Below are 25,621 nucleotides of genomic sequence, written 5' to 3'. Positions count from 1 at the left end.
CCAGTAAAGAATTAGCGTTCCCGCGAGGGAGATAAAATATGGATTCATTAAGCAACAAGAAAAAAGTCCTGGAACAAAAGCCGCTTACTTTAGGCGAGCGGTTGTACCTGCCTGCTATTACAAAGGGGCTTTCCATTACTTTCAGCCACCTTTTCAAGAAAGCGGCAACGGTGCGTTATCCTGAAGTTGAGCGCGAGTTTTCCACCAACTACCGTGGCCTGCACTCTTTAAAACGCGATGAAGAAGGACGTGAACGCTGTACAGCCTGCGGATTATGCGCACTTTCCTGTCCGGCAGAAGCAATTACCATGATTGCTGCCGAGCGCAAGGCTGATGAAAAACACCTGTATCGTGAAGAAAAGTATGCTGCAACCTATGAGATAAATATGCTGCGCTGCATTTTCTGCGGTTTATGCGAAGAGGCCTGTCCGAAAGAGGCGATCTACCTGGACGGACCCATCGTGCCTGCCGATTACCTGCGTAAGGATTTCATTTACGGAAAAGAAAAACTGGTTGAGAAACCACTTGAGAAATAACAGGCTCCGCCAGCGCAGATGTGATCTGCAACAAAACAAACACGCCCGGATCATGTGCGGGCAATAAACCAGACAAATTAATGAGTACACAAGTATTCTATCTCGTAGCAACCTTAAGCATTCTGTTTTCGCTGATGGTGATTTTTGCAAAAAATCCCATTCACAGCGTGCTCTACCTGATTCTCACCTTTTTTACGTTCACCGTTCATTACGTACTGCTGAATGCACAGTTTCTGGCGGTGGTAAACTTTATCGTTTACATGGGCGCCATCATGGTCCTGTTCCTGTTCGTGCTCATGTTGTTAAACCTCAACAAGGAAACCGAACCGGCCAAATCGCCGGTAGTGAAAATTGCAGCTGCCATAGCTGGTGGCTGCCTGATCGTTACCCTGATCGGGTCATTAAAAGCGGTTTCTATCAATAGTCCGTTGAGCCTGCAGGACCCCGGGCTCGGCCTTGTTGAAAATCTGGGCAAAGAACTTTTCGGCCCTTTCCTGCTGCCGTTTGAACTGTCATCGCTCCTGCTGCTTGCTGCAATGGTTGGAGCTGTCGTATTAGCTAAAAAAGACCATACAGAAGAAGCATAATGGATAACTTAACACAAGAACTGCAGGGCGTTCCTCTGAACCATTACATCTGGTTGTGCGCCATCATCTTTACCATAGGCGTCGTCGGCGTACTGACCCGGCGAAATGCAATCGTGATCTTCATGTCTGTCGAGCTGATGCTGAATGCCGTAAACCTGCTGCTTACCGCGTTTTCGGTACATAGTAATGATCCATCCGGACAGGTATTCGTATTTTTCATCATGGCTTTAGCCGCGGCAGAAGTTGCTGTAGGTCTGAGTATCATCGTCATGGTATACAGAAATACCAAATCAATAGACATCAATGTGCTGAACCGCCTGAAGTGGTAAGCTTTAAATCCTAATATAAACCGTATCAGAACGGAAAACATATGATAAATTTAGTTTGGTTGGTTCCGCTGCTTCCATTTATAGGCTTCCTCATCAATGGCCTTGGCAGAAACACACTTTCAAAAACGGCTGTCGGCTTCGCCGGAAGCACTGTTATCCTGGCATCATTTCTTATCAGTCTGGCCATCTTCTTCGAACTGGGCGGTAGCCCTGTTAAATCGCATGAGGTGTTCCTTTTTGACTGGATCAGCGCGGGCGCACTGCGTATCCCGCTGTCTTTCCTTGTCGATCCGCTTAGTTCGGTCATGCTTCTCATCGTTACAGGTGTAGGGTTTCTGATTCACCTTTATTCTGCCGGGTACATGCACGACGATGCAGGTTTCGCAAAATTTTTCAGCTATCTGAACCTGTTCGTGTTTTTCATGCTGCTGCTGGTACTGGGCTCGAACTATATCGTGATGTTCATCGGTTGGGAAGGTGTAGGCCTTTGTTCTTATCTGCTTATCGGCTTCTGGTACACCAACTCAAATTACGCCTCGGCAGCCAAAAAAGCGTTTGTAATGAACCGTATCGGCGACCTGGGTTTCCTGCTTGGTGTCTTTTTGCTGTTCCAGACATTCGGCAGCCTCGAATTTTCAAAAGTATTCCCGCTTGCTGCGCAAATGGTACCCGGCGAACAGACCATGTTCCTGATCACCTTATTTTTGTTCATAGGCGCATGCGGTAAATCAGCACAACTTCCGCTGTTTACCTGGCTTCCGGACGCCATGGCAGGGCCTACACCCGTGTCGGCGCTTATCCACGCGGCAACGATGGTTACCGCAGGCATTTATATGATTGCACGCTCGAGCGTATTGTTCGACCTGGCTCCGCTAACACAAGATATTATCGCTGTTGTAGGTCTTGCAACTGCGTTGGTAGCTGCTATCATTGCACTTACGCAAACCGATATCAAGAAAGTGCTTGCCTATTCAACGGTTTCCCAGCTGGGATACATGTTTTTGGGCCTGGGTGTTGGTGCTTACACCGGATCATTTTTTCACGTGATTACCCACGCGTTTTTCAAGGCGTTATTGTTTCTCGGTGCGGGATCTGTGATCCATGCGTTGCACCATGAGCAGGATATGCGCCATATGGGCGGGTTGAAAAAGAAATTACCCGTAACCTTTATCACCATGCTTGTCGGCACGATCGCTATTGCAGGTCTGCCTCCTTTCTCAGGCTTTTTCTCAAAAGACGAAATACTGGCGCATGTTTACCAGCACAGCAAGGTTATGTGGGCGCTGGGCGTGGTTGGTGCCATGCTGACCGCGTTCTATATGTTCCGTATGCTGTATCTGACTTTCTACAGCAGCTACCGCGGAACACACCATGCAGCAGAGCACATTCATGAGTCGCCGAAAAGCATGACCATTCCGTTGATCGTACTGGCCGTACTCGCTGCAATTGGCGGCGCAATCAACTTCCCAGCCGTCTTTGGCGGAGGCGAATGGCTGCACCACTGGCTGTCGCCGGTTGTAACGGGCCGCGCACTCCAGCTTGATCACAGCACCGAGTACATGTTGATGGGCGTTTCTGTTGCCGTTGCGCTTGTGTCAATGTTTGTGGCATATAGCCGTTACGTGAGGAGCAAACACGTACCTGTGCCTGATGAGGCAGCACGACCGGCACTGGCAAAGCTCTCTTATCACAAATTTTACCTGGACGAGATTTACGATACGATTATTCGCAAACCACTGGACGGCCTTTCAAAATTCTTTTACAGGATCATTGATAAAAAGGTTATTGATGGCCTTGTGAACGGTTTTGGCTGGAGTACCAGCGAAGCCAGTAAAGGTCTGCGCCTCTTGCAGAGCGGCAACGTCGGCTTCTACATCTTTATGATGGTTTTTGGCATCGTCGGTCTTTTGTTGTATACCTACTTATCTATTTAAAGCACGTTCAGAAACAGATACATGGAACTTTCAATACTTCTATTTCTACCACTTGCAGGTGCGCTGATCAGCCTTTTGTCTGGCAGGCAGCAAAGCGCCCGTTATGGTGCATTTACCGTTTCTATCCTGTCGCTGGCCTGGACCATCGGCCTGCTGATGCGTTTCACGCCTGATGCGAGTACACAATTTACTGTAGACCAGCCCTGGATCAGTCAGATGGGCATTCGTTTTCACGCTGGCATTGACGGAATCAGCATGCTTCTTGTATTGCTTACAAACCTGCTTGTGCCGCTTATTATCTGGTCTTCCTTTGGCCGTACGATAGACAGGCCCGGGTCGTTCTACGCACTGATCCTGTTCATGCAGACAGGTCTGCTGCTGGTGTTTACTGCGCTGGATGCTTTTCTCTTTTACATCGGCTGGGAAGCGGCACTGATACCGATCTATTTTATCTGCGCCATGTGGGGTGGAAAAGACCGGATCAAGGTTAATATGAAATTTTTCGTGTATACCATAGGCGGCTCGCTTTTTATGCTGCTGGGCATCATCTACTTATACCTGCAAAATCCTGCTCAAAACTTTGACATCCAGGCCTTTTACAGCCTAAACCTGGACAAAAGCCAGCAAGGCTGGGTATTTTGGGCCTTCTTTATTGCCTTTGCTATAAAAATGCCGGTGTTTCCGTTTCATACCTGGCAGCCCGATACATATACTACAGCGCCTACACAGGGCACGATGCTTCTGTCTGGCATTATGCTCAAGATGGGTATTTACGGCGTAATCAGGTGGTTGCTTCCGGTTGTGCCGCAGGGGTTCCAGGACTGGTCGGCAACCGTGATCGTGCTTTCTATTATCGGGATCATTTATGCATCACTGATCGCTTTTAACCAGAAAGACGGCAAACGCCTTATCGCCTATTCGTCCATTGGTCACGTCGGGCTCATCTCTGCCGGGATTTTTGCGCTGAATACGCAAGGTATGCAGGGCGCAATGGTGCAGATGCTGAGTCACGGGATAAACGTGGTTGGCCTGTTCCTCGTAACAGACATCCTGTTCAACCGGCTTCAGACCAATAAACTTGAAGAGATGGGTGGTATCGCGAAAGCAGCGCCGAAATTTGCTGCTACTACGTTAATTATCGTTCTCGGAACGGTTGCGCTTCCCGGTACCAACGGATTTATCGGAGAATTCCTGTTATTGATGGGCGTTTATGAGTATAGCCTCTGGGCTGCTGTCTTAGCCGGTCTTACAATTATCTTTGGTGCGGTGTATATGCTGCGCATGTACCAGAAAGTCATGCTCGGACAGGCGAATACACTTACAGCAACGTTCACCGATATCAAAGGTTCTGAACAGGCTGTGCTTTACATTATCTGTTTACTGATTATCGTGCTTGGCGTTTATCCAAAACCCATCCTGAACCTGACCGAAGCTCCGGTTCAACAATTGTTAGAGCAGGTTAACCAAAAATTATCACTGGTAAAATAAGAAATGAATATCATTATCACCATCAGTATTACTGCATTCCTGGTTCTTTACGCCGGATTGTTCAAAGCAAAAAAAGCCTTATTGCCTATTACTCTTATCGGATTGCTGGCAGCGCTCGGTTTTGTTTGTGCAGCATGGAACGGAAATGAAAGTCATTTCGGTATGATGCAGACCGATAATTTTGCACTCGCATTTTCAGGTCTTTGTATTGCAGGTACCATGCTTATTTTCCTGCTTACCCAAAACTACTTTTCTGCAAAGAATGACAATAAGGCGGAATACTATACCCTGATTCTCTTCGCGCTTGCGGGGATGATCACGATGGTATCTTACCAGAACATGTCTATGCTGTTTATCGGTGTAGAGATCATGTCCGTCAGCTTGTATATCCTCGCGGGAATACGGAAAAACGACTTTGCATCAAATGAGGCTTCGCTTAAATATTTTCTGATGGGTGCATTTTCGACCGGATTTCTTTTATTCGGTATTGCCCTTGTTTACGGAGCTACGCGCTCGTTCAATCTGGATGCTATTCATCAGCATCTGATCGACAATAACGCGGTATCACCGCTGTTTTATCCCGGGGTTATCCTGATGCTGATTGGGTTGAGCTTTAAAATTGGCGCAGCACCATTCCATTTCTGGACGCCCGACGTTTACGAAGGATCTCCAACCCTGATTACAACGTTTATGTCGACAGTTGTTAAAACCGCCGGTTTTGCAGCCTTCATCCGGGTGTTTGCGGGGGCTTTTGCACCGCTTCACGATTTCTGGGTGGCACCGCTGCTCATTATCGTCTGCCTGACACTGCTTATAGGTAACGTGACGGCACTGTTTCAAAAGAAATTCAAGCGAATGCTGGCCTATTCCAGTATCTCGCATGCCGGCTATATGTTGTTTGCACTTGTTGTGCTGACTAAATCTTCAGGAGGAAACGTTTTTGTATACGCGGCAGCCTACACTTTTGCATCAATCATTGCTTTTGCTGTACTGATCCTGGTTAAACAGAAAACCGGGTCAGATGACTTTGCAAGTTATAACGGCCTGGCCAGAAAGAATCCGCTTACCGCTTTTACTTTGACAGTAGCCATGCTGTCGCTGGCAGGTATACCGCTTACCGCAGGTTTTATCGGTAAATACCTGATGTTCCTGAATGTTATGCATGAATACCAGATTGTCCTCGTGGCATTTGCCATTCTGAATGCCCTGGTTGGTTTCTACTATTATTTCCGGGTAATTGTAGCCATGTATTTCAGAGACGGGGACGGGGTTGAACTTGATACACCTGTGCAGTATAAGGTTGTTCTTGTTGTGTCTGCCCTTGCTACGATCGTGATCGGGGTGTATCCTGACTTTATTTTGCAGCTAGTCTAGAAGCTGAATCAGATTTATTTGTAGTTTTACGAATAATCATATGATGCAAGAACTCTGGAGTTACCTTCAACATGCTATTGACCCTGAAAAACTGTTAAAGGAGGGTGGCTTCTATGTAGTTCTGTTCGTGATCTTCGCAGAGACCGGGCTCTTCTTCGGGTTCTTTCTGCCCGGCGATTACCTGCTGTTCCTGGCAGGCATGTTCGTGGCAACCGGAAAGCTGGATGTAAATATCTTTGTCATGCTGGTTGGCCTTGTTGTTGCCGCCATTCTTGGCAACTTCACCGGTTACTGGTTCGGACGGAAAACCGGGCCCATGCTCTACCACCGGAAGGATACATTTTTCTTTAAAAAGAAATACCTCAAGTCGGCCGAAGAGTATTACAAAAAACAGGGTGCCTTTGCATTAATCATGGGCCGGTTCGTGCCGATTGTTCGCACCTTTGCACCAATATGCGCGGGTATTGTACGCCTCGACTTCAAAAAATTTGCACTTTACAACATTGCCGGCGCCGTAGTCTGGATACTTTCGCTCACACTTCTGGGGTATTTTTTAGGCAGGCGCTTTGAAAAAGAAATAAACGATTACCTGTTGTACATAATAATTGGGTTCATCATTATCACAACTATCCCATTATTGATTACTTTTGTAAAAAAGAAGGTAGTTAACCTAGATAAAGACGAAAAACAAGATCCGATTTAAGATGAGTACAGATCACCACGCGTGGCACAGTGTTTCCCCCGGAAAGAACATTCCCGATGTTGTAAATGCAATAATAGAAATTCCAAAAGGCTCGAAGGCCAAATATGAGATAGACAAGGAGTCGGGTCTGATCAAACTGGACAGGGTGCTGTTTTCTTCGGTTATGTATCCGGCTAATTACGGCTTTATCCCGCAGACCTTCTGTGACGACAACGATCCGCTTGATATCCTTGTTCTTTGTTCTGTCGACGTTTACCCGATGACGGTGATGGAAGCCAAAGTTGTTGGTGTCATGCACATGGTAGATAATGGCGAGCAGGACGACAAAATCATCGCAGTAGCGAAGAATGACATGTCAGTCAATTATATCAATGACCTGGCTGAACTTCCTCCGCATACGATGAAAGAAATTGTACGCTTTTTTCAGGACTACAAAGCACTGGAAGGAAAGAACGTAACCATCGAGCATCTGCTTGGCGTACGTTATGCACATAAAGTAATCAGTGAGAGCATTGAGCTTTATGATGCCACGTTTAGAAACAAAGCTTAATGGCATTTCAGATATTTCTAACATTTTTTCTGGTTCTGCTCAACGGATTCTTCGTTGCAGCAGAATTTGCTATTGTTAAAGTGCGTGCATCTCAGATCGAGATCAAAGCAAAATCAGGCAACAGCGTAGCAAAGATTGCCAAACACATTACGCAGCATCTCGACGGCTATCTGGCCGCCACGCAGCTGGGTATTACCCTGGCATCGCTCGGCCTGGGTTGGGTAGGCGAATCTGTCATGGAGCATATCCTGCACAACCTTCTTGGTTCTTTCGGCATGGAGCCTGAGTTTATTGCTTCATTCTCAAAGACCGCCTCGCCGATTATTGCATTCAGTTTTATTACGGTCATGCACATCGTTTTTGGTGAACTTGCGCCTAAGTCGATAGCGATACAGCGCCCGGTAGGTACCACGCTTTTTATTGCATTGCCGCTCCAGCTGTTTTACGTTGTGTTCAGGCCGTTTATCTGGTTGCTTAACGGGCTTGCCAACGTGATCCTGAAATTGTTCGGCATGAGCAATGCAGCAGGACATGAGTCTATACACAGTACAGAAGAACTTCAGTATCTGCTGGATCAGGGTAAAGAAAGCGGTGCGCTGGAATCAAACGAGCATGAACTGATCAAAAATGTATTTGATTTTAACGAGCGCGTTGTTAAAAATATCATGGTGCCAAGAACCAAAATCTCCGGCATCGAAATGACAGCCTCGAACAAGGAGGTGGTAGAAGCCATTATTCGTGAGGGATACTCCCGTATGCCTGTTTACGATGAGGTGATGGACAAAATTGTGGGCATTATCCATGCGAAGGATGTTTTGCCTCTCGTTGCAGCTGGTGATGACAACTGGTCGCTGAAAGAAATTATCCGTAAACCGTATTATATTCCGGAAACCAAGAAGATCAATGATCTGTTAAGCGAACTGCAGGCAAAAAGGATTCAGATTGCCATTGTGCTTGATGAGTTTGGCGGAACCGCGGGCATGGCGACTCTTGAAGACATTGTCGAAGAGCTGGTCGGCGAAATCCAGGATGAATACGATGAGGAAAAACCGATCGTTGAGAAAATTTCTGACACCGAGTTTGTTGTAAACGCTTATGCTACCGTTTACGATGTGAACGAATTTTTACCGCACGATCTTCCCGAAGATCAGGATTATGATACCGTTGGTGGTCTTGTTTCCCATGCATTCGGCAAGATCCCTGAGGTGGGAGATAGCGAAGAGTTTCATGGCTACATGTTTACCATCCTGAAAAAAACCGAGCAGAATATAGAAACCGTGAAGCTTGAACTTGTCATAAACAAGAGCGACATGGTTGATAACCACTAAAATCCCATTCATGCATATTTTCTACACGCCCGGAATTGGTACTACAGCTACCGGTTACACACTGAGCGAGGAGGAAAGTAAACATTGCATCCGGGTGCTGCGCTTAAAAACAGGCGATGAAGTTGACCTGATAGATGGCCGTGGCGGATATTACCGGGCGGTGTTGGCGGATGAGCATCCGAAAAGGGTGCAGCTCCGGATACTTGAGCAGCAGCAGGAATTTGGCAAACGGAACCATTATCTGCATATTGCGGTTGCGCCCACAAAAAATACCGATCGTATTGAGTGGTTTGCCGAGAAGGCAACGGAACTTGGTATTGACGAAGTTACGCCGCTGATTTGCGACCGTTCAGAGCGGCGCATCCTCAAAACAGACCGGCTTGAAAAGGTTGTCGTTTCCGCAGCCAAACAATCTATAAAGGCTTACGTTCCGTTGGTAAATTCGCCGGTTTCTTTCAGGCAACTCATTCTGGCGTCCGCCTTTGACTATAAATGTATTGCACACTGCATCCCCGGGGGAGAAAAACAGGCGCTGGATAAGGTTCTCAGGCCCGGAGGCCGGTCTTTGGTACTAATCGGACCTGAGGGCGACTTCACAGAGGAAGAGGTTGTACTTGCTTTGCAGAATGATTTTAAAGCTATAACTTTAGGTGATGCCCGGTTGCGTACAGAAACGGCTGCACTTGCCGTTTGTTTCGAAGAGAACTACCTGAACCGGTAAACGAAGCCATGAAAAAAGTTGTGTCAGTTCTGTTGTGTTGCCTCGGGGTTCTGCTGACCGCGCTGTCTGTGCCCACGTATAAGCTGGCGAAACTTAAATACAATGGCGGGGGCGACTGGTATGCCAACCGTACGGCCCTTTCGAATCTGGTAAACTTTTGTAACGCCAACCTGCGCACCAACTTCAACACCGAAGAAGCGATTATTGAGGTCGGAAGTCCTGAAATATTCGACTATCCCTTTGTTTATATGACAGGCCATGGCAATGTGGTGTTTACCGAACAGGAAGCGGCTAATCTTAGGAAATACCTGACCGGCGGCGGTTTCCTGCATATTGATGATAATTATGGGCTAGACAAGTTTATCCGGCCTCAGATGAAAAAGGTTTTTCCCGAACTCGCATTTACAGAGCTCCCGGCAACCCATGCGCTTTATAACCAAAAGTTCAAATTTCCCGCCGGTCTGCCTAAAATTCATGAACATGATAATAAACGGCCGCAGGGGCTGGCGCTGTTCTGGAAAGGAAAAATGGTTTGTTATTACACTTATGAATGTGATCTTGGAAATGGTTGGGAAGATGCAGGAACCTATTCCGGCGATACACCTGCCAAACGGACCGAGGCTTTACGCATGGGTGCAAACCTGGTTCAATTTGCATTAACTCAGTAAGATGTTCAAAATAAAAGTCAACAACAGCTTCACATTCGAACTGGCAGATACAGATGGTTACCGTCTGGATGGCGAATCGCTTACTATCGATGAGTTCAGAAAAGACCAGAATCATACCCACGTGCTTTTCGGCGATAAGTCTTACAATACAGAGATTGTGACATATACAGCGGAAACAAAGACCGCCGTTGTGAAGGTGAACGGCCGGATTTACCACGTCGAGGTAAAGGATCAGTTCGATTTGTTATTGAAAGCGCTTGGGATGGAAAATCTGTCTGCGGGAAAGGTAAAGGATGTAAAGGCTCCTATGCCCGGACTTGTGTTGAATGTGCTGGTTCAGGAGGGTTCAGAAGTGAAAAAGGGCGATAATCTTTTGGTCCTCGAAGCGATGAAGATGGAAAATATTTTGAAGTCTCCGGCAGATGGCCGGGTCAGGTCGCTGCATGTAAGCAAGGGCGATAAAGTTGATAAGAATACACTTTTGCTGGTTTTTGAGTAATAAAAGATGATCGGTTTTATGACCAAACAAAATTATAGATGTATAGGTATGCTGTTTCTTTGCCTGGCAGCAGTTATTGCATTTCCTGAGGCAGCCTATAGCCAGGTTGCAGGCAATACCCAGGCAAACGGGAGCCAGTCGAATAACCTGGTTACAGCGGTACCCTTTTTATTGGTGATGCCCGATGCCCGTACCGGTGCCATGGGCGATGCTGGTGTGGCTGTATATCCCGATGCAAATGCTTCAGCTATTAACCCTGCTAAAATGGCATTCTTAAATGACCGTTCTGGTGTGTCGCTTTCTTATACACCCTGGTTGCGCAGCCTCACTTCAGATATTAATCTGGCGTACCTGAGCGGGTATTATCGCCTGGACGAGCGCAATACGGTGGGTGCTTCCTTCCGCTTCTTTTCCCTCGGCGAAATCCCGCTTACAGATAACAACCGGCAAGATCTCGGTACATATAGTCCGAACGAACTGGCGTTTGATGTCAGTTACGCACGGAAGTTCGGCGAGGAATTCTCTATCGGCACGACGCTTCGTTACATCAATTCGAATTTGTCTACCGGTAAGTTTACTGCCGGTCAGCAGATAAACGCAGGCAACTCGGTGGCCGTAGACGTTTCAGGTTTTTATACAACCGAAACATGGCTCTTTAATACAGATACACGTCTTTCTGCGGGTTTAAATATTTCAAACATCGGCACAAAAATGGGCTACACGGAAACGGGATCAAAATATTTTCTTCCGTCAAATCTGCGACTTGGCGGTGCAGCAACCTTTTCGGCAGATGATCTGAACGATTTTACTGTTGCGCTCGATTTTAATAAGCTGCTCGTTCCTACACAACCCATTTACAACACCGACGGCAGTATCAGCAGTGGCGTAGATCCGAACAGGTCTGTGCCTGCGGGCATTTTCGGTTCTTTCACCGATGCGCCCGGCGGCTTCAGCGAAGAACTGCAGGAAGTTAATATCGGCGCCGGACTGGAGTATCTGTACGACAAGAAGTTCGCATTGCGGGGCGGGTATTTTTATGAGTCACCAAACAAGGGCAACCGGCGCTATGTAACGCTGGGAGCCGGCTTTACATACAAACAGACCACGATTAATTTTTCATACCTGCTGGCGAGTGTGGATAAAAGTCCGATGGCAAATACGCTCCGTTTTAGTCTGTTGTTTAACTTTGGCAGCAACTAGAATCATATGAAAATCAAAGTAGGCTTCGGGTTTGACGTGCATCAGCTTCGTGATGGTCATCCGTTTTTTGTAGGTGGGGTGCAACTTGAGCATGTACGGGGTGCATTCGGACACTCGGATGCCGACGTACTTTTACACGCCATTTGCGATGCACTGCTTGGAGCGGCAAATCTGCGCGACATCGGTTTTCATTTTAAGAACACCGATCCGCAGTGGAAGGGTATCAGCAGCCTTGTGTTGCTTCGGGAAACCGTGAAGCTGCTGGCTGACCAAGGCTGGGAGATTGGAAACATTGATGCGATGCTTTGTCTTGAAGCACCAAAGATCAATCCGCATATACCCGCCATGCAAAAAAACATTGCTGAAGCTGCCGGCATCAGCGAAGAAGACATTTCAATCAAAGCGACCACTAATGAGCAAATGGGTTTTGTAGGCCGCGAAGAAGGTGTTGTGGCTTATGCTGTTTGCCTGATCAATAAACAGCGCACTCCATCTCAGTAAACAAATCGGGTTCAAAAACCGTTAAGTCTGTACTGCCAGAGCAGTACAAAAAAACGACACTATGAAAACGATCAGATTATTCTTCTATATTTCAGTAGCAACGTTATCCTTTGCAGCATGTACTGCAGGGGACAAAGGCGCTGAACGTACGCCAGATTCAGTAAGTGCGCAACAGACAGACAGTGCGGCTTCTGGTATGGGCACTCCGGGGACCAGCAGCAGTGATAGCAGCGGCGGTGATACCTCAATGGGAAGCACTGATACATCAGCAACAAAAGGCGGTCGCCCGTAACTGCGCCAAATTCCGCGCCTTACGTGGACCATCGAGCTGTTTGGGGAATGAAAGATTTTCGGCAATTCCTGGCGATCTGCCCGGAACAGACCTCGACTCCTGCAAAGTTGGTAACTTTCGTAAAGTTACCAACTTTAAGTTAAAAAAATCAAACAAATATTAAAAATTTGTTTCTGTCGCCGCTATACTCTTAAGGCAACTCCACCTGGCTACCACTCCATCTGTCAACACAACGGCAAAAAAAACGGCAATGCATCCTTAGATACACTACCGCACGTTTGACCCCCGTCAAGTATGATTATGCCTGTTTTGCGAACTGGATCTCGCCGAAGATTTTTACTTCGTTGCCCAGCATAACGCCGCCGGTTTCAAGCGCCGCATTGTAGGTCAGACCGAAATCTTCGCGTTTAATTTTTCCGCTTACAGAAAAACCTGCTTTTGTATTTCCCCATGGATCCTGGCTAATGCCGCCAAACTCTGCATCAAGCGTTACTGGCTTGGTCACACCTTTCAGGGTAAGGTTGCCTTCAACCGTGTAATCGCTGCCATCTTTTTTGAACGATGTAGACTCGAAAGTCATTTTCGGATGTTTTTCAATTTCGAAGAAATCGCCGGCTTTCAGGTGCGCGTCGCGGTCGGCATTGCCCGTATTGATCGAATCAATAGCCGCTTCAAAAGAGACATGTGCGTTCTCAAAATCTTCACCTTCAGATTCCAGGCTTGCCGAAAAGTCGGTAAAACTTCCGGTTACATTGGTGATCATCAGGTGTTTAATTTTAAACTGCAATTCGCTGTGTGCAGGGTCAAGAGCCCATTTGGTATTTGCCATAATTTTAATTCTTAGTGGTTGATCATTTTGAACACCACAAAATTACAGCAGCCCGAAGACCCGCGTCTTGATGTATGATAAGAAAAGAGATTAGCCTTTAAAATGTTTGCGTGCAAGATCTTTGCGCACACGGCTAAGCGATTCCGGTGTAATGCCCAGGTAAGAGGCGATCATCCACTGCGGAACGCGAAGTGTAAGATTCGGATAAAGATGGATGAAGTCGAGATAACGTTCTTCTGCAGTAGCACTAAGCAGCATATTTATTCGCTTCTGCATAAACCTGATCGACTTGTGCAGCATAATATTGTTCATATTCAGCAGGCAGGGAACCAGCAATGCCGCCTGCTCAAAGAAGTCTTTCGGAATAACGACAGCCTCGGTTTCCTCGGTAGCATCATAAAAAAAATCTGAAGGCTCGTTAAACAGGATACTGTTCCGGTCAGAAATCCACCAGTTTTCGGGAGCGAACTGGATAATGTGCTCCTTGCCTTTCTCATCGATCGAGAAACAACGCAGCAGACCTTTGTTAACAAAAAAAGAATAAGTGCCGATCTCGCCCGCCCGCAGAATGGTTTCGCCTTTGCTGAAGGTGCGGATTCTGAGGTTAGCCGAAATAGTTTCAAACTGCGCATCGGTGAGCGCCATGTTTTTATTCAGGTAACTTCTGATCTGCTCGAGCATGGGCTACTTTTTCTTCTCCGGTTGAATGGATGAGAAGTCGACACCGCATTTGCAATTACCACCGCAGCCTTCCTCCTTTGTACGCAGGGAACGGTATACCATCCTTCCTATGTAAAACAATGCAGCTGCGAAGACCAGGATGACGATGACTTTCTGGATATCCATACTGCAAAGTTAAACAATATTTAGCCTCTGCGTATGCCCTGCGGTCGACCGCATGTAAAAATCAAACCGGCTGCTGAATGGTGCGAAATGTCAGATTGATCCGGGGCGCCGTAACCCGGGTCGATTTCGGCAGCGCATGCAGCCATTTACTCTGCGTAGTACCGCGCATAACCAGCAGGCTGCCGCTTTCGAGCATAAGCGAATAGGTCTCTTTCATGTTTTTGTGTTTGAAAGAGAACTTCCGGGTTGCCCCAAAACTCAGCGAACCAATTGTGGTGTCTTTGCCAAGCTCTTTTTCGTCGTCGCTGTGCCAGGCCATCCCTTCAGAACCATCATGGTAAAGGTTTAGCAGGCATGAATTGAAATGCACCCCGGTGTGCAATGCTACAAGCGCGCGAAGTTTTATGAGAGCAGGGGTAAAGGGCAGCGCATGTTTTGTTGTGTTTGAATATGTGTAACTATAGGGCTGTTCTCCGTACCAGGCCACCTTTCGTTTGGTAACAATGCGCTTTCCAAATATAATTGCTTCGTCATGTCGCCAGGCGATATTTCGCAGGAGCTCATCCAGGAAATAGCTTGCTTCCGGCGCACTCATGACCAAACCATAATAGTTGACGATTCCGTCGAAAGGCAAAAGATTTACATCAGAATTTGTCTTAAATAGCTCCATTTTTCCATTTTTGATAAGCAAACTTCATGCAATGCCCGCATGGGCGGTATCCTGCCGCTGCAGCGCTGGCTGCAGAACTAAAGAATACCCGGTTTTGACGTCGCATGCGTTTACCCCGGCTGCAGTCCAGCCTTCCGAAAATGCGAAGTTTCCTGTTGCCGGCAAAGCAGATGCCTCCCTGCCTGATCAATGCCCGAACTTCCCAGTTACCCAGCTCTTCATGCCTGATCATCAGCTTTGTGCATCGTGAAAAATAATACCAAGTGTTTCCCGCCGGCCTTCTTTTACTTCGCTTACACCATGCTTCATGGTAACCCGGTAATAACCCCGGCTTCCTTTTACCGGTCTGAAACCAGTTGTAAATAACAGCAGGTCTCCCCGTGCGGGCTGCAGAACAATAACTTTCGATTGTGCCCGCGGAACCTGTTCAGTCAGCACAAACGCTCCGCCGGTGTAGTCTGTACCCGGCTGTTTAAGGAAGATAACGGCCTGGATCGGGAAAAAAAGTTCCCCATATAAATCCTGGTGCAATGTGTTGTATCCCCCGGGCCCGTAACGAAGCTGCAATACCGTTGGCAGGGTCTGTCCGGCGGCGCGGCACCTGGCCAGCATCGCTTGGAGAGAATCAGGAAACGGCCGGCCTTCACCAAGTACATGCATCCAGCTGTTCGCTACAGGCGCAAGGTGTCTGTAAAGCGTTTCCCGCACGGCTGCAAGCAGCCCGGGCAGCGGATAGCTGAAATATTTGTATTCGCCAAGGCCGAAACGAAACCGTTCCATCACCACGGTTTTCCGGAAAAGGGCATCCTGATCATACAGATCAGAAACTTGCCTGCATGCTGCTTCGTTGAGAACCGCCGGTATTTGTGCATAACCCTTATCATGCAGCATGTCGCCTATGCCAGCCCAGTCCAGGCCGTCTATTTTTGCAATAACCTGGTCCATTACACTTCTTTGCCTTGTGTATGCGCAGCCTCCCAGCCAATCATGGCTTCTTTACGCGTCTGCCCCCAATGATAATTACCCAGCACGCCCGTTGCCCGGATCACCCGGTGACAGGGAATTAAAAAAGCCACCGGATTATCGCCAACTGCGGTTCCGACTGCACGCGATGCACCGGGAACAGCTATAGCACGCGCAATGCTGCCGTAGGTGCCGAGTTTTCCCATGGGGATCTTCAACAGGCTCTCCCAGACCTTTAACTGAAACGCCGTCGCTTTCAGGTGCAGTTTTACCTGATCAAGTTTCCGCCAGTCGTGCGTAAAAATATAAAGCGCATTTTGCTGTATCAGGTCCACCACCTGTGTGTAGCGGGCATTCGGAAACAAGGCCTGGAGTTCGCGTAACGCCGTGTCGTCGGCTTCAGAAAATGCCAGGTAACAGATGCCCTTTGCTGTAGAGGCAATGAGTACCTGGCCAAAAGGACTGTCTGCGAAACTGTAATTAATTTCCAGGTTTTCACCGCCGTTTTTGTATTCGCCGGGTGTCATTCCCTCAATGCCGATAAAAAGGTCATGCAAACGACTGGTTCCCGACAGTCCGCTTCCCAATGCTGTATCAAAAATGGATACATCCTGCTGCAACATCTTCTTTGCGTGCGCAATGGTGAGATACTGAAGAAACTTCTTCGGACTTACGCCTGCCCAATCGGTAAATATCTTTTGAAAGTGGAAGGGGCTCAGGTTCACATGTTCAGCGGTCTGCTCGAGCGAAGGCTGTCTGCTAAAATTTGCTTTCAGGAAAGTGATGGCAGATGAGATGCGCGCAAAGTTCAGTTCTTCCTGGGTTTTCATGGTATTCCTTTCTTTTTTATCAAAGGTACCGACGACGGACCGCACAAGCTACCCGTTTCTTGCGCTCTTTATTCCATAAACGCTACGGTGCCGCCTACCCAGTCAAAATTCTGGTTGTAACGCACGCCGATCATTTTTCCCCGGCTCAGACGCGCCAGGTTAATGCATAACTGCGGCTCGCCGCCATCCGGCCAGAGATAAAGCAGACGGATCTCGACCTTAACATCACCCGCGGGCGATTTTACTGCAGGCGCATAAAAGACCTTTCGTTGCAGAATCCAGTTTTGGGGGTCGTCGATTGCCTGTATGTCTTCCGCCTTCACATCGATTTGTACGCCCATTCCTGCAAAAGAAAACAACGGTTTAAGAACGTAATTCTCCAGATCAGGCGGCAAAAAGCTTATTTCGTGCAAAAAGCGCGTTTCCGGTACATAACTGCTTTTCAAAAAGGGCATCGTAAACTTGCTGATCCGGTAGAACCAGTTGGGGTGTGTAATCCACTCAACATCTGTTTCCAAACGGGGATCAAAACCAGCATCGAAGGCATGGGGGTTAGCTGCAATTTCATCAAAGATGAGCCTGTTGTAAATGCGCCTGATGGGAATTTTCCGGCCTCCGCGTACATAGAACAGCTTTTTTCCCTCTTTAATAATCTCTTCCAGGGCAACAATGCCGATACCCAGCAGCTGTTGCGTCACAAGAAAATCAACCAGTGTTTTTTGTTCCTGCGCCTTTGTATCCATGAGCACAACCTCCTCCGGCAGATGGTCGCCCACCACCACCTTACGCAAGAGCGCTACATAACGGTCGCGGTCCAGGCCGCCAAAAAGATGTGTAAGCCCGTCTTCAATTCCATAAACCTGCCGGTAGTCGTCTGCCAGGTGCTGCTGGAAACCATATAACGAAGGGAAACCCTGCATCTCGATAAGTTGGGGGATCAATTCGCCATGCTCATCTTCGCAAACGGCAAAATCAAATGCCAGAAAATGCGGATGTTCATTCTCATCCGGGACACGCCATTGCTCAGGAATAGCCCTTTCTGTCAATGCTTTGAAATCCGGCCGGCGAATCAAACTGAGAAGTTCCTGTCCGGCCGCCTCAAGTTTGAGCCGCAGCTGCCGGGGAATAAAAACCGGCGTTTCTGCCAGCCGGAAGGGGATGGAACACGTATCCTTTGCCACATTCTTCAGAAAAGTGTTGTAGTTCTCCTGGCTGAAGCCGGCATTGAATCTGATACGCTGTTCGGGAATCATACAAGTTGAGTCTGCCGGAGTGCCGCTACCGCGCGATCAAGAAAGCGCGGCAGAATGGTTTGCCGGGTGCGTAGTAATTTAGCCGGATCATCGAGACTGCTTAACATGTCTTCATATTTCTCCGGACCGTGGCCCGCTATCACCGAAGAGCGTTTTTCGTCCTGCAGCAGATACATTTTCATGCCAGCCGGATCGGCCTCCGGATGAAACTGTGTGCCCATTATTTCAGGACTGAAGCGCATGGCCATGATACACCGCTCAAGATTGATATGCGGCCGCTCTTTTTCAAGTGCCAGGATGCTCATGTTTCTGCCGGCCATGTGGCCTGCGCTGCCCAGTACCTGCCAATCGCGGCTGTCGGCTACGAAAAAGGGCTCATCAAGTCCGTCAAAGCAAGATTCTGTGGCTCCTTCGGCCGTCATATTGACAGGGAAAATCCCGAAGGCATTTGATCTTCGCCTGGTCACCTCGCCCGCGCCAAACTTCCGGCAGGCCAGCTGGAAGGAATGGCAGATAAAGAACATACTTTTCTTTTGTTCATGCCGCAGGTTGAAAAGAACCACCTCATCAATCAGGTTAAAAAGCTTCTCTTCCCATTGCGTACCTACACCGTCAAAAGGTGATCCCGGGCCGCCGCTTGCTATATAAATATCGTAACTGAGATCGGGCACTTCGTTTTTCTGCCGAAGATCAAACACCCGGTATTGAAGATCAAGGCGCTGCGCATCGCGATAAGTTCGCACAATATCCTGTATGCCACGCAATCCCTGGTTCGGAGCGCCATTGTTCAGATCAATAACGGCCAGCCTGATCGCTGTTTCTTGTCTTTCACTCATCTCTATTTCGTTCCCGCCAGTGTCTGTGCGGTAATGTAATCAACAACGGTAGCAAAGTTACCGGTTTGCTGGTAAATAGCCAATTGCCGGTCTGCCCCCGTACCGTGCTCGAGTATCTTGTGTACATAATTGATGTCGTCGCGGCAGCCCAGTTCATCGACAACATCATCTACAAAGTCCAGTAGTTCGAGTACCAGATTCCGGCAGTTCACCTCAATCTCTTTTCCAAAGTCGATCAGATTGCCGTCAATACCGTACCTGGCGGCCCGCCACTTGTTTTCATTGATCAAAGCCCGCGAGTAGCTGATAAATTTCATGTTCTGAAGCCGCAGTTTATAAAGCTTGGCACAGAGGGCTTGAAACAGTGCTACAAAGGCCATTGTCTCGTCTACAAGTAAAGGACAATCGCATATCCTGAATTCGATGGTTTCAAAAAACGGGTGTACGCGGATATCCCACCAGATCTTTTTAGCATTGTCAATGCTGTTCGTCTTGATAAGCAGTTTGACGTAGTTATCGTAATCTTCTATGCTGTTAAAAATGTCGGGAATACCGGTTCGTGGAAATTTGTCAAAAACTTTTGTCCTGAACGACTTATAGCCGGTATTTCTCCCTTCCCAAAACGGGGAATTGGTCGACAGGGCAAAAACGTGCGGTAAAAAATACCTGACCTGGTTGGCAATGTGAATGGCCAGCTCGCGCGATTGAAAGCCGACATGCACATGCAGACCAAAAATAAGGTTTGACCGCGCAGCCTCCTGCAGCTCATTTACGATCTCACTATACCGGGGATGTTCTGTAATTAATTGTTTCTCCCAGTGCGAAAAGGGATGCGTTCCGGACGCGCCAATGCGCAGCCCCAACTCACCGGCCAGCCCGGCAACCGTGCGCCGCAGTTGCGATATTTCCTTTCTTGCTTCAGTCGTATTGCGGCAAATGCCGGTGCCAACCTCCACCACGGCCTGGTGCATTTCTGCCTTCACCTGGTCTTTATGTATGCGTTGAGCAGCCTCAACTATCTTCTGGTCGTGCGAGGTCAGTTCCCGGGTCACCGGGTCAATCACCATATACTCTTCTTCTATACCCAGGGTAAAATCATTCATCTTTGCCTCCTTTCGCCCTTCTTTTTGGTCCGGCAGGCAGGGCCAGCTTCGGTTTGGTTTCGTTTGCCGGCAGCTCGCTTAGCGGCAGTTTTGCAGACGACCTGCGCAGATATTCGCCCCAGGTCAGATTGTCCTGGCCGGGTTTCTGTCTTTTCGCACGGTCAATGGCATAGGCAGCAGTTGTAGCAACCACCCATTCAAAGTTTTCTTCTCCGACACTATTCCGGTCGGCATCGGGTGCCGGGTTGCAAAAATCTATAGCGTATGGAATGCTATCGCGAACAGCGAACTCGACCGTGTTAAAATCATAGCCAAGCCATGCGTTCAGCTTCAGAACATAACTTTCCATCGTTTTTAGCAGCTTTTTTGATGTGTTTGTCTGTTCCGTATACCGCAGGTGAAATGGGTTTCTCGGTTCGTACGGCATAATACGCACCTGTTTGCCGCCAATGCAGTAACAGCGAAAATAAGATTCGAATACAATTTCTTCCTGCAGCAGCATAACGTGCTGTCCCGTTTGTGCATGTTTATCAAAGAAATCTTCCCGGTCATGCAGTTTATAAACATCGCGCCAGCCGCCGCCGTCGAAAGGTTTCATGTAGGCCGGAAACCCTGTATAGGCAAACACCTCATCCCAGTTGAACGGGTAGGCCAGGTTGCTGAAAGACTGTTCTGTTGTACTGTCCGGGTGCTCGCGCGATGGAATCAATGCGGTTTTTGGCACCGGAATGCCGAGCTTAACCGCGAGTGCGTTATTAAAAAATTTTTCATCGGCACTCCACCAGAACGGGTTGTTGATTACCGCGGTGCCGCAGATCGCTGCATTTTTCATGCTTGCGCGATAAAAAGGCACGTCCTGGGAAATCCGGTCAATGATTACCGCATAATCAAGCGGCTGGCCCTGGATAATCTGGTCAATACGTACAGCTTCTGCACTGATATCTTTTACCGCTAACTGATTAACCCGCTCAATGAGCGCTTCAGGAAACGAGCGTTCCTGGCCAAATAAAATGCCGATCTTTTTCATAAGTATGCTTTTTCCGGATGAACCGGTTATCCCTATGCAGTTATACAGGACATGTACATGCTGCTTTCATTTCTATTGCATTGCTGCCGCTACAATTGCGACAGGTAATCAGGAAACATGGCGCGCCACAGCGGCCAGTCGTGGTCTGCATCAGGCCGTACGTCCAGCCAGTGCCCAATACCTTTGGCCGACAGAATCTTCGAAAAGTTCTCGTTTTGCCACCGGCAGATATCGCGGTCTGATGTGCCCAGAACCACGCGCAGATTCCATAGTTCCGGATTCTGGTCGTTCGGCACAAAATCCATCGGATTATTAAAATATACGTTGTCGTTATAAAAACCATCCAGCTGGTCCCTGATATCAAAGACGCCGCTCATGCTGAACAGGTGACTAGCAAGCCAGGGGTGCCTGAACGTAAAGTTTGCAGCGTGATAGCCGCCGAAACTGCAGCCCGCCATGACGATTTTTGTAAAGCCCGTTTCATGCTGCACCAAGGGAACCAGCTCATTTAAAACAAATCTGTCATAACTGATGTGGTGAATGATGCGCTGTTCAGGGGGCAAACTATGGTTATAAAAACTGTTCGCATCAACGCTGTCCGGACAATAGATCCGCACCTTACCTTCATTGATCAGCCAACTTGCGGCGGCTGTCAGGCCAAAGTCCTTGCTTTCGTAATACCGGCCCATACTGGTCGGAAAAAGCACTACCGGGATACCCGCATGCCCGAAGATCAGGAGATCGATCTCAGCACCCAGGTTTGGGCTGTACCATTTTCTGTGCTGCTCGTTCACCTGTCAGAATTTGTTTTAAGATAGTTAATTACATGTTAAACAACAAGATGTGCCCATATTTTGTTCGCCTCCAAGACATCGAAACGCTTTTAATTCTCACAATTGATGTCTACTTTTGCAGCAGATTAGTCGAGAGCGATTTGTGTTATGATATATCCAGTTATTCCAGCCTTACCCATTATTAAAACAGATTATACCCTGTCATCAAAATTCCTGAAGCGCAGGGTTACGGTATCTTTGTATACGCCTGACGGACTTACAGGTGCCGAAAAAGTGAATTTGCTTGTTTTAAACGACGGCCAGGATGTATTAAAAATGGATCTTCCGGCCATGCTGCAGCAATTAGGTACAAGCGGCAAGACAGGACCGGTAATGGTGGCTGCGGTACATGCCGGACCGGATCGCCTGAATGAGTACGGCGTTGCCGGATGTCCCGATTTTCAGGGCCGTGGCAGTAAAGCAGATCTTTACAGCAATTTTATCACCACTGAGCTGCTGCCTGTTGTTGAAGAATGGAGCGGCATTCAGGTTCGTGGTAAGCGGGCTTTCGCGGGGTTCTCCCTGGGCGGTCTTTCAGCCTTTGATATTGCCTGGAAACACGAAGGCTTATTTGATATAGCCGGTGTTTTTTCAGGCGCATTCTGGTGGCGCAGTAAAGACCTGAATGACGGGTATACCGAGCAGGACCGCATTATGCACCGGGTTATCAGGGAAACCGCCTCAGCGCCGGACCTCGAATTCTGGCTGATGACCGGAACCGAGGACGAAACAGCAGACCGCAACCGCAATTTTATTATTGATGCCATTGATGATACGATAGATCTGATCCGTGAACTTGAAACAAAGGGCTATCGCCGGCCGCAGGATATTACCTATTACGAATTCGTAGGCGGAAAACACGAGCCGGAAACCTGGGCGAAGGTCATGCCCGCCTTTCTTTGCCATGCCTTTGGCTGCGAACCCGGCGCTATTCTTTAGCCTGAGTTTCATCGAAATGCAAATAAAAAGCTGTACCTTTGCGCCTTATTTGAAGCGCAGTTATGCAGAATATCCGGAATATCGCCATTATCGCACACGTTGACCATGGCAAAACCACACTGGTTGACAAGATTTTACACACCTGTTCCATCTTCAGGGACAACGAACAAACCGGCGACCTTATCCTCGACAACAATGACCTGGAGCGCGAGCGCGGGATTACCATTGTTTCGAAGAACGTATCGGTTCGTTACAAAGACGTGAAGATCAACATCATTGACACCCCTGGTCACGCCGACTTTGGTGGTGAAGTTGAACGCGTACTTAAAATGGCCGATGGTGTATTGCTGCTTTGCGATGCATTTGAGGGTGCTATGCCCCAAACCCGGTTTGTTACCCAGAAAGCTCTTTCTCTGGGCCTGAAACCGATCGTTGTTGTTAACAAAGTCGATAAGGAAAACTGTCGCCCGGAAGAGGTTCATGAGCAGATTTTTGAACTTTTCTTCAACCTGGAGGCTACCGAAGAACAGCTGGATTTCCCGGTTATTTACGGCTCGTCAAAACAGGGTTGGATGAGCACCGACTACACAAAACCAACTGACAATATTTTCCCGTTGCTTGATGCCATCCTGGAACACATTCCGGCAGCACCAACCAATGAGGGTACGCTGCAGATGCAGATCACTTCACTGGATTACTCTTCATTTGTGGGCCGGATCGCGATTGGTCGAGTTCACCGTGGCGCGATCAAAGAGAATCAGCCTGTTAGCCTGATCAAACGTGATGGTAAAGTGGTTAAGTCGCGCGTAAAAGAACTCTATACATTTGACGGCCTTGGCAAAATCAAGGTTCAGGAAGTTAAATCCGGAGATATCTGCGCTGTAGTCGGCATTGAAGGCTTTGAGATCGGCGATACAATTGCTGATTTTGACCAGCCGGAACAACTGCCGGTTATCAAGATCGATGAGCCGACCATGAACATGCTGTTCACGATCAATAACTCACCGTTCTTTGGTAAAGAAGGTAAATTCGTTACCTCACAGCGTATCAAAGAACGTCTGTACAAGGAGATGGAGAAAAACCTGGCGCTGAAAGTTGTTGAAACTGATTCGCCTGATTCATTCCTGGTTTATGGCCGTGGTATTCTTCACTTGTCGGTGCTGATCGAAACCATGCGTCGCGAAGGCTATGAAATCCAGGTCGGACAGCCGCAGGTTATCATCAAGGAAATCGACGGTGTTAAATGCGAACCGGTTGAGACCCTCATTGTCGATGTGCCTGCAGAGGTTTCTGGTAAGGTTATCGAACTGGTTACGCAACGCAAAGGCGACCTGCTTGTTATGGAGCCAAAAGGCGATTTGCAGCACCTTGAGTTCGAGATTCCGTCAAGAGGGATCATCGGTCTCCGGAACAACGTACTTACTGCTACCGCAGGAGAAGCCATTATGGCGCACCGCTTCAAGTCTTACGAACCCTGGAAAGGTACGATTCCCGGTCGTCTGAACGGCGTTCTGGTATCGATGGAAAAAGGTCAGACTACTGCTTATTCGATTGATAAACTTCAGGACCGCGGCCGTTTCTTTGTTGATCCGGGTGTAGATGTTTACGAAGGACAGATCATGGGTGAGCATATCCGCGACAATGACCTGGTTGTTAACGTTGTTAAAGGAAAACAGTTAACTAACATGCGGGCTTCAGGAAGTGATGACAACACCAGGATCGCTCCGGCTATCAAGTTTTCGCTTGAAGAAGCTATGGAATACATCCAGGCTGATGAATATATTGAAGTAACGCCGGTCAGCATGCGTTTAAGAAAGATTTATCTGACTGAAAACGAAAGAAAGATCAATGCGAAGAAATTCCAGTAAAACTGGTTTTTAACAGATACGGAACCCGCGTTTGTCGCGGGTTTTTTTTGTGCCTGCTTTGACAGCCCCCTCACGGGTCATCCAGACAGAGCGTAGCGGCGGAAGGATCTGACTCGGGATCACAAGTTAGATTCTTCGCTTTCGCTCTGAATGACCCGTGGGGGATCGTGGTCTGGGATGAAGCCGAGGGATTTTGGTGAGATTTTAGATATGAGATGTGAGTCCTGAGACAGGGCTGCAATAGTATATAGGTATTCGTAGTTCGTGTTTAGAGGTGGCGCATGCCCTGCATAGCGCATAACCCGTTCAGCGCCGCGATCTTTCCTCTTTTTTCCTTTTTCTTTAGTCTCATTGATGGGTTAGGCGCCCAGGACTTTGGACTTTCAACTTTTTACTTTCAACTCAATGGGTTCTTTTTTCTTTGGTCTCATTGAGGGGTTCTGCGCCCAGGTCCTGACTCATGATTCATGGCTCGTGGCTCGCTTTAAGTCATCCAGACAGAGCGTAGCGGCGGAAGGATCTGACTCGGGATCACAAGTTAGATTCTTCGCTTTCGCTCTGAATGACCCGTGGGAAATAGTATATAGATATTCGTAGTTCGTATTTAGACAGGGTGCATTGCATAGATGTGAGATATGAGTCCTGGAATAGTATACAGATATTCGTAGTTCGTATTTAGACGTGGCGCCTAACCCCTCGGCCAGTTAGGGCTATCGAGGGGTTAGGCACCCAGGTCCTGACTCATGATTCATGGTTCAGTGTTGTCCGGTAAAAATTAACGTTTGTGTTTTAACGGCATACCTGGCGTTTGAACAGAGTTTTTTGTTCTATTTCAATAAGTAAGCCCCCCTGTCAAGTTGCAAATAGCGTTTGTTGGTAGTCTGGTATGCCCTCATTATAACCTAAAAGGGCCT

General features: G+C 48.0%; 29 protein-coding genes. 17 read left to right on the top strand and 12 right to left on the bottom strand.

The genetic code is table 11. The annotated features are described in order from the left end of the window. The first annotated feature begins 38 nt into the window (after nt 1–38). The 15 genes from EJV45_RS03280 to EJV45_RS03210 all read left to right on the top strand — a co-directional run bounded on the left by EJV45_RS03280 (nt 39) and on the right by EJV45_RS03210 (nt 12,710). Complete coding sequence (locus EJV45_RS03280) at nt 39–536, top strand: NADH-quinone oxidoreductase subunit I (protein ID WP_129714223.1); 498 nt, start codon at nt 39–41, stop codon at nt 534–536. Between the two features lie 80 nt (nt 537–616). Continuing rightward, nucleotides 617–1,123 carry an NADH-quinone oxidoreductase subunit J gene (locus tag EJV45_RS03275; RefSeq protein ID WP_129714222.1) on the top strand — a complete coding sequence of 169 codons (507 nt, stop codon included), beginning with the start codon at nt 617–619 and terminating at the stop codon, nt 1,121–1,123. Beyond that, a complete protein-coding gene (gene nuoK / locus EJV45_RS03270) occupies nt 1,123–1,452 on the top strand; it encodes an NADH-quinone oxidoreductase subunit NuoK (RefSeq protein ID WP_129714221.1) in 330 nt (109 codons plus the stop codon). Before EJV45_RS03275 ends, nuoK begins: the two co-directional genes overlap by 1 nt. Before the next feature lie 41 nt (nt 1,453–1,493). Beyond that, entirely contained in the window at nt 1,494–3,386 is a 1,893-nt protein-coding gene (nuoL, locus tag EJV45_RS03265) for an NADH-quinone oxidoreductase subunit L (protein WP_129714220.1), read from the top strand. Nucleotides 3,387–3,407: 21 nt separating this feature from the next. Then, on the top strand, nt 3,408–4,874 hold the full coding sequence (locus EJV45_RS03260; protein ID WP_129714219.1) for a NuoM family protein: 1,467 nt from the start codon (nt 3,408–3,410) through the stop codon (nt 4,872–4,874). 3 nt (nt 4,875–4,877) lie between these two features. After that, nucleotides 4,878–6,248, top strand: coding sequence for an NADH-quinone oxidoreductase subunit N (locus EJV45_RS03255; RefSeq protein ID WP_129714218.1), 1,371 nt, complete (start codon nt 4,878–4,880; stop codon nt 6,246–6,248). 43 nt (nt 6,249–6,291) lie between these two features. Beyond that, entirely contained in the window at nt 6,292–6,951 is a 660-nt protein-coding gene (locus EJV45_RS03250; protein ID WP_129714323.1) for a DedA family protein, read from the top strand. 1 nt (nt 6,952) lies between these two features. After that, complete coding sequence (locus EJV45_RS03245; protein ID WP_129714217.1) at nt 6,953–7,501, top strand: inorganic diphosphatase; 549 nt, start codon at nt 6,953–6,955, stop codon at nt 7,499–7,501. Then, complete coding sequence (locus EJV45_RS03240; RefSeq protein WP_129714216.1) at nt 7,501–8,829, top strand: hemolysin family protein; 1,329 nt, start codon at nt 7,501–7,503, stop codon at nt 8,827–8,829. Before EJV45_RS03245 ends, EJV45_RS03240 begins: the two co-directional genes overlap by 1 nt. 10 nt (nt 8,830–8,839) lie before the next feature. After that, entirely contained in the window at nt 8,840–9,550 is a 711-nt protein-coding gene (locus EJV45_RS03235) for a 16S rRNA (uracil(1498)-N(3))-methyltransferase (RefSeq protein WP_129714215.1), read from the top strand. Between the two features lie 8 nt (nt 9,551–9,558). Continuing rightward, nucleotides 9,559–10,218 carry a DUF4159 domain-containing protein gene (locus EJV45_RS03230; protein WP_129714214.1) on the top strand — a complete coding sequence of 220 codons (660 nt, stop codon included), beginning with the start codon at nt 9,559–9,561 and terminating at the stop codon, nt 10,216–10,218. A gap of 1 nt (nt 10,219) precedes the next feature. Then, nucleotides 10,220–10,717 carry an acetyl-CoA carboxylase biotin carboxyl carrier protein subunit gene (locus EJV45_RS03225; protein ID WP_129714213.1) on the top strand — a complete coding sequence of 166 codons (498 nt, stop codon included), beginning with the start codon at nt 10,220–10,222 and terminating at the stop codon, nt 10,715–10,717. Between the two features lie 18 nt (nt 10,718–10,735). Continuing rightward, on the top strand, nt 10,736–11,917 hold the full coding sequence (gene porV / locus EJV45_RS03220) for a type IX secretion system outer membrane channel protein PorV (protein ID WP_240755179.1): 1,182 nt from the start codon (nt 10,736–10,738) through the stop codon (nt 11,915–11,917). A gap of 6 nt (nt 11,918–11,923) precedes the next feature. Then, the gene (gene ispF / locus EJV45_RS03215; RefSeq protein ID WP_129714212.1) at nt 11,924–12,418 is read left to right on the top strand and encodes a 2-C-methyl-D-erythritol 2,4-cyclodiphosphate synthase; all 495 of its coding nucleotides are present in this window, start codon (nt 11,924–11,926) and stop codon (nt 12,416–12,418) included. A 61-nt stretch (nt 12,419–12,479) separates the two neighbouring features. After that, a complete protein-coding gene (locus tag EJV45_RS03210; protein ID WP_129714211.1) occupies nt 12,480–12,710 on the top strand; it encodes a hypothetical protein in 231 nt (76 codons plus the stop codon). Between the two features lie 298 nt (nt 12,711–13,008). Here EJV45_RS03210 and EJV45_RS03205 read toward each other — a convergent pair whose 3' ends face one another. From EJV45_RS03205 to EJV45_RS03150, 12 genes are all read right to left on the bottom strand, one after another. Next, nucleotides 13,009–13,539 carry a YceI family protein gene (locus tag EJV45_RS03205; RefSeq protein WP_129714210.1) on the bottom strand — a complete coding sequence of 177 codons (531 nt, stop codon included), beginning with the start codon at nt 13,537–13,539 and terminating at the stop codon, nt 13,009–13,011. Between the two features lie 90 nt (nt 13,540–13,629). Then, on the bottom strand, nt 13,630–14,220 hold the full coding sequence (locus EJV45_RS03200) for a Crp/Fnr family transcriptional regulator (protein ID WP_129714209.1): 591 nt from the start codon (nt 14,218–14,220) through the stop codon (nt 13,630–13,632). A gap of 3 nt (nt 14,221–14,223) precedes the next feature. Continuing rightward, a complete protein-coding gene (locus EJV45_RS03195) occupies nt 14,224–14,385 on the bottom strand; it encodes a FeoB-associated Cys-rich membrane protein (RefSeq protein WP_129714208.1) in 162 nt (53 codons plus the stop codon). A 61-nt stretch (nt 14,386–14,446) separates the two neighbouring features. Beyond that, the gene (locus EJV45_RS03190) at nt 14,447–15,055 is read right to left on the bottom strand and encodes an alpha-ketoglutarate-dependent dioxygenase AlkB (RefSeq protein ID WP_129714207.1); all 609 of its coding nucleotides are present in this window, start codon (nt 15,053–15,055) and stop codon (nt 14,447–14,449) included. Next, entirely contained in the window at nt 15,042–15,287 is a 246-nt protein-coding gene (locus EJV45_RS03185) for an Ada metal-binding domain-containing protein (RefSeq protein WP_129714206.1), read from the bottom strand. The genes EJV45_RS03190 and EJV45_RS03185 overlap by 14 nt, the downstream gene beginning before the upstream one ends. Continuing rightward, entirely contained in the window at nt 15,287–16,000 is a 714-nt protein-coding gene (locus EJV45_RS03180) for a 2OG-Fe(II) oxygenase (RefSeq protein WP_129714205.1), read from the bottom strand. The genes EJV45_RS03185 and EJV45_RS03180 overlap by 1 nt, the downstream gene beginning before the upstream one ends. After that, nucleotides 16,000–16,848 carry a methylated-DNA--[protein]-cysteine S-methyltransferase gene (locus EJV45_RS03175; RefSeq protein ID WP_129714204.1) on the bottom strand — a complete coding sequence of 283 codons (849 nt, stop codon included), beginning with the start codon at nt 16,846–16,848 and terminating at the stop codon, nt 16,000–16,002. The genes EJV45_RS03180 and EJV45_RS03175 overlap by 1 nt, the downstream gene beginning before the upstream one ends. Before the next feature lie 68 nt (nt 16,849–16,916). Continuing rightward, on the bottom strand, nt 16,917–18,101 hold the full coding sequence (locus EJV45_RS03170) for a hypothetical protein (protein WP_129714203.1): 1,185 nt from the start codon (nt 18,099–18,101) through the stop codon (nt 16,917–16,919). Further along, a complete protein-coding gene (locus EJV45_RS03165; protein WP_129714202.1) occupies nt 18,098–18,937 on the bottom strand; it encodes a type 1 glutamine amidotransferase in 840 nt (279 codons plus the stop codon). Before EJV45_RS03165 ends, EJV45_RS03170 begins: the two co-directional genes overlap by 4 nt. 2 nt (nt 18,938–18,939) lie before the next feature. Then, entirely contained in the window at nt 18,940–20,040 is a 1,101-nt protein-coding gene (locus tag EJV45_RS03160; RefSeq protein WP_129714201.1) for a carboxylate-amine ligase, read from the bottom strand. Then, entirely contained in the window at nt 20,033–21,067 is a 1,035-nt protein-coding gene (locus EJV45_RS03155) for a hypothetical protein (protein WP_240755178.1), read from the bottom strand. Before EJV45_RS03155 ends, EJV45_RS03160 begins: the two co-directional genes overlap by 8 nt. 89 nt (nt 21,068–21,156) lie before the next feature. After that, nucleotides 21,157–21,861: an esterase family protein gene (locus tag EJV45_RS03150; RefSeq protein WP_129714200.1), complete on the bottom strand. Its 705-nt coding sequence runs from the start codon at nt 21,859–21,861 to the stop codon at nt 21,157–21,159. Between the two features lie 147 nt (nt 21,862–22,008). On the opposite strand from EJV45_RS03150, the gene EJV45_RS03145 reads away from it, so the two are divergent. Further along, a complete protein-coding gene (locus tag EJV45_RS03145) occupies nt 22,009–22,839 on the top strand; it encodes an esterase family protein (protein WP_129714199.1) in 831 nt (276 codons plus the stop codon). A 62-nt stretch (nt 22,840–22,901) separates the two neighbouring features. Next, complete coding sequence (gene typA / locus EJV45_RS03140) at nt 22,902–24,707, top strand: translational GTPase TypA (protein ID WP_129714198.1); 1,806 nt, start codon at nt 22,902–22,904, stop codon at nt 24,705–24,707. Nucleotides 24,708–25,621: the final 914 nt, after the last annotated feature.

Origin of the sequence: Pedobacter sp. SYP-B3415 (assembly GCF_004138205.1) — a bacterium.
Taxonomy (GTDB): domain Bacteria; phylum Bacteroidota; class Bacteroidia; order Sphingobacteriales; family Sphingobacteriaceae; genus Pedobacter.
This window is presented reverse-complemented; position numbering and strand designations above follow the sequence as displayed.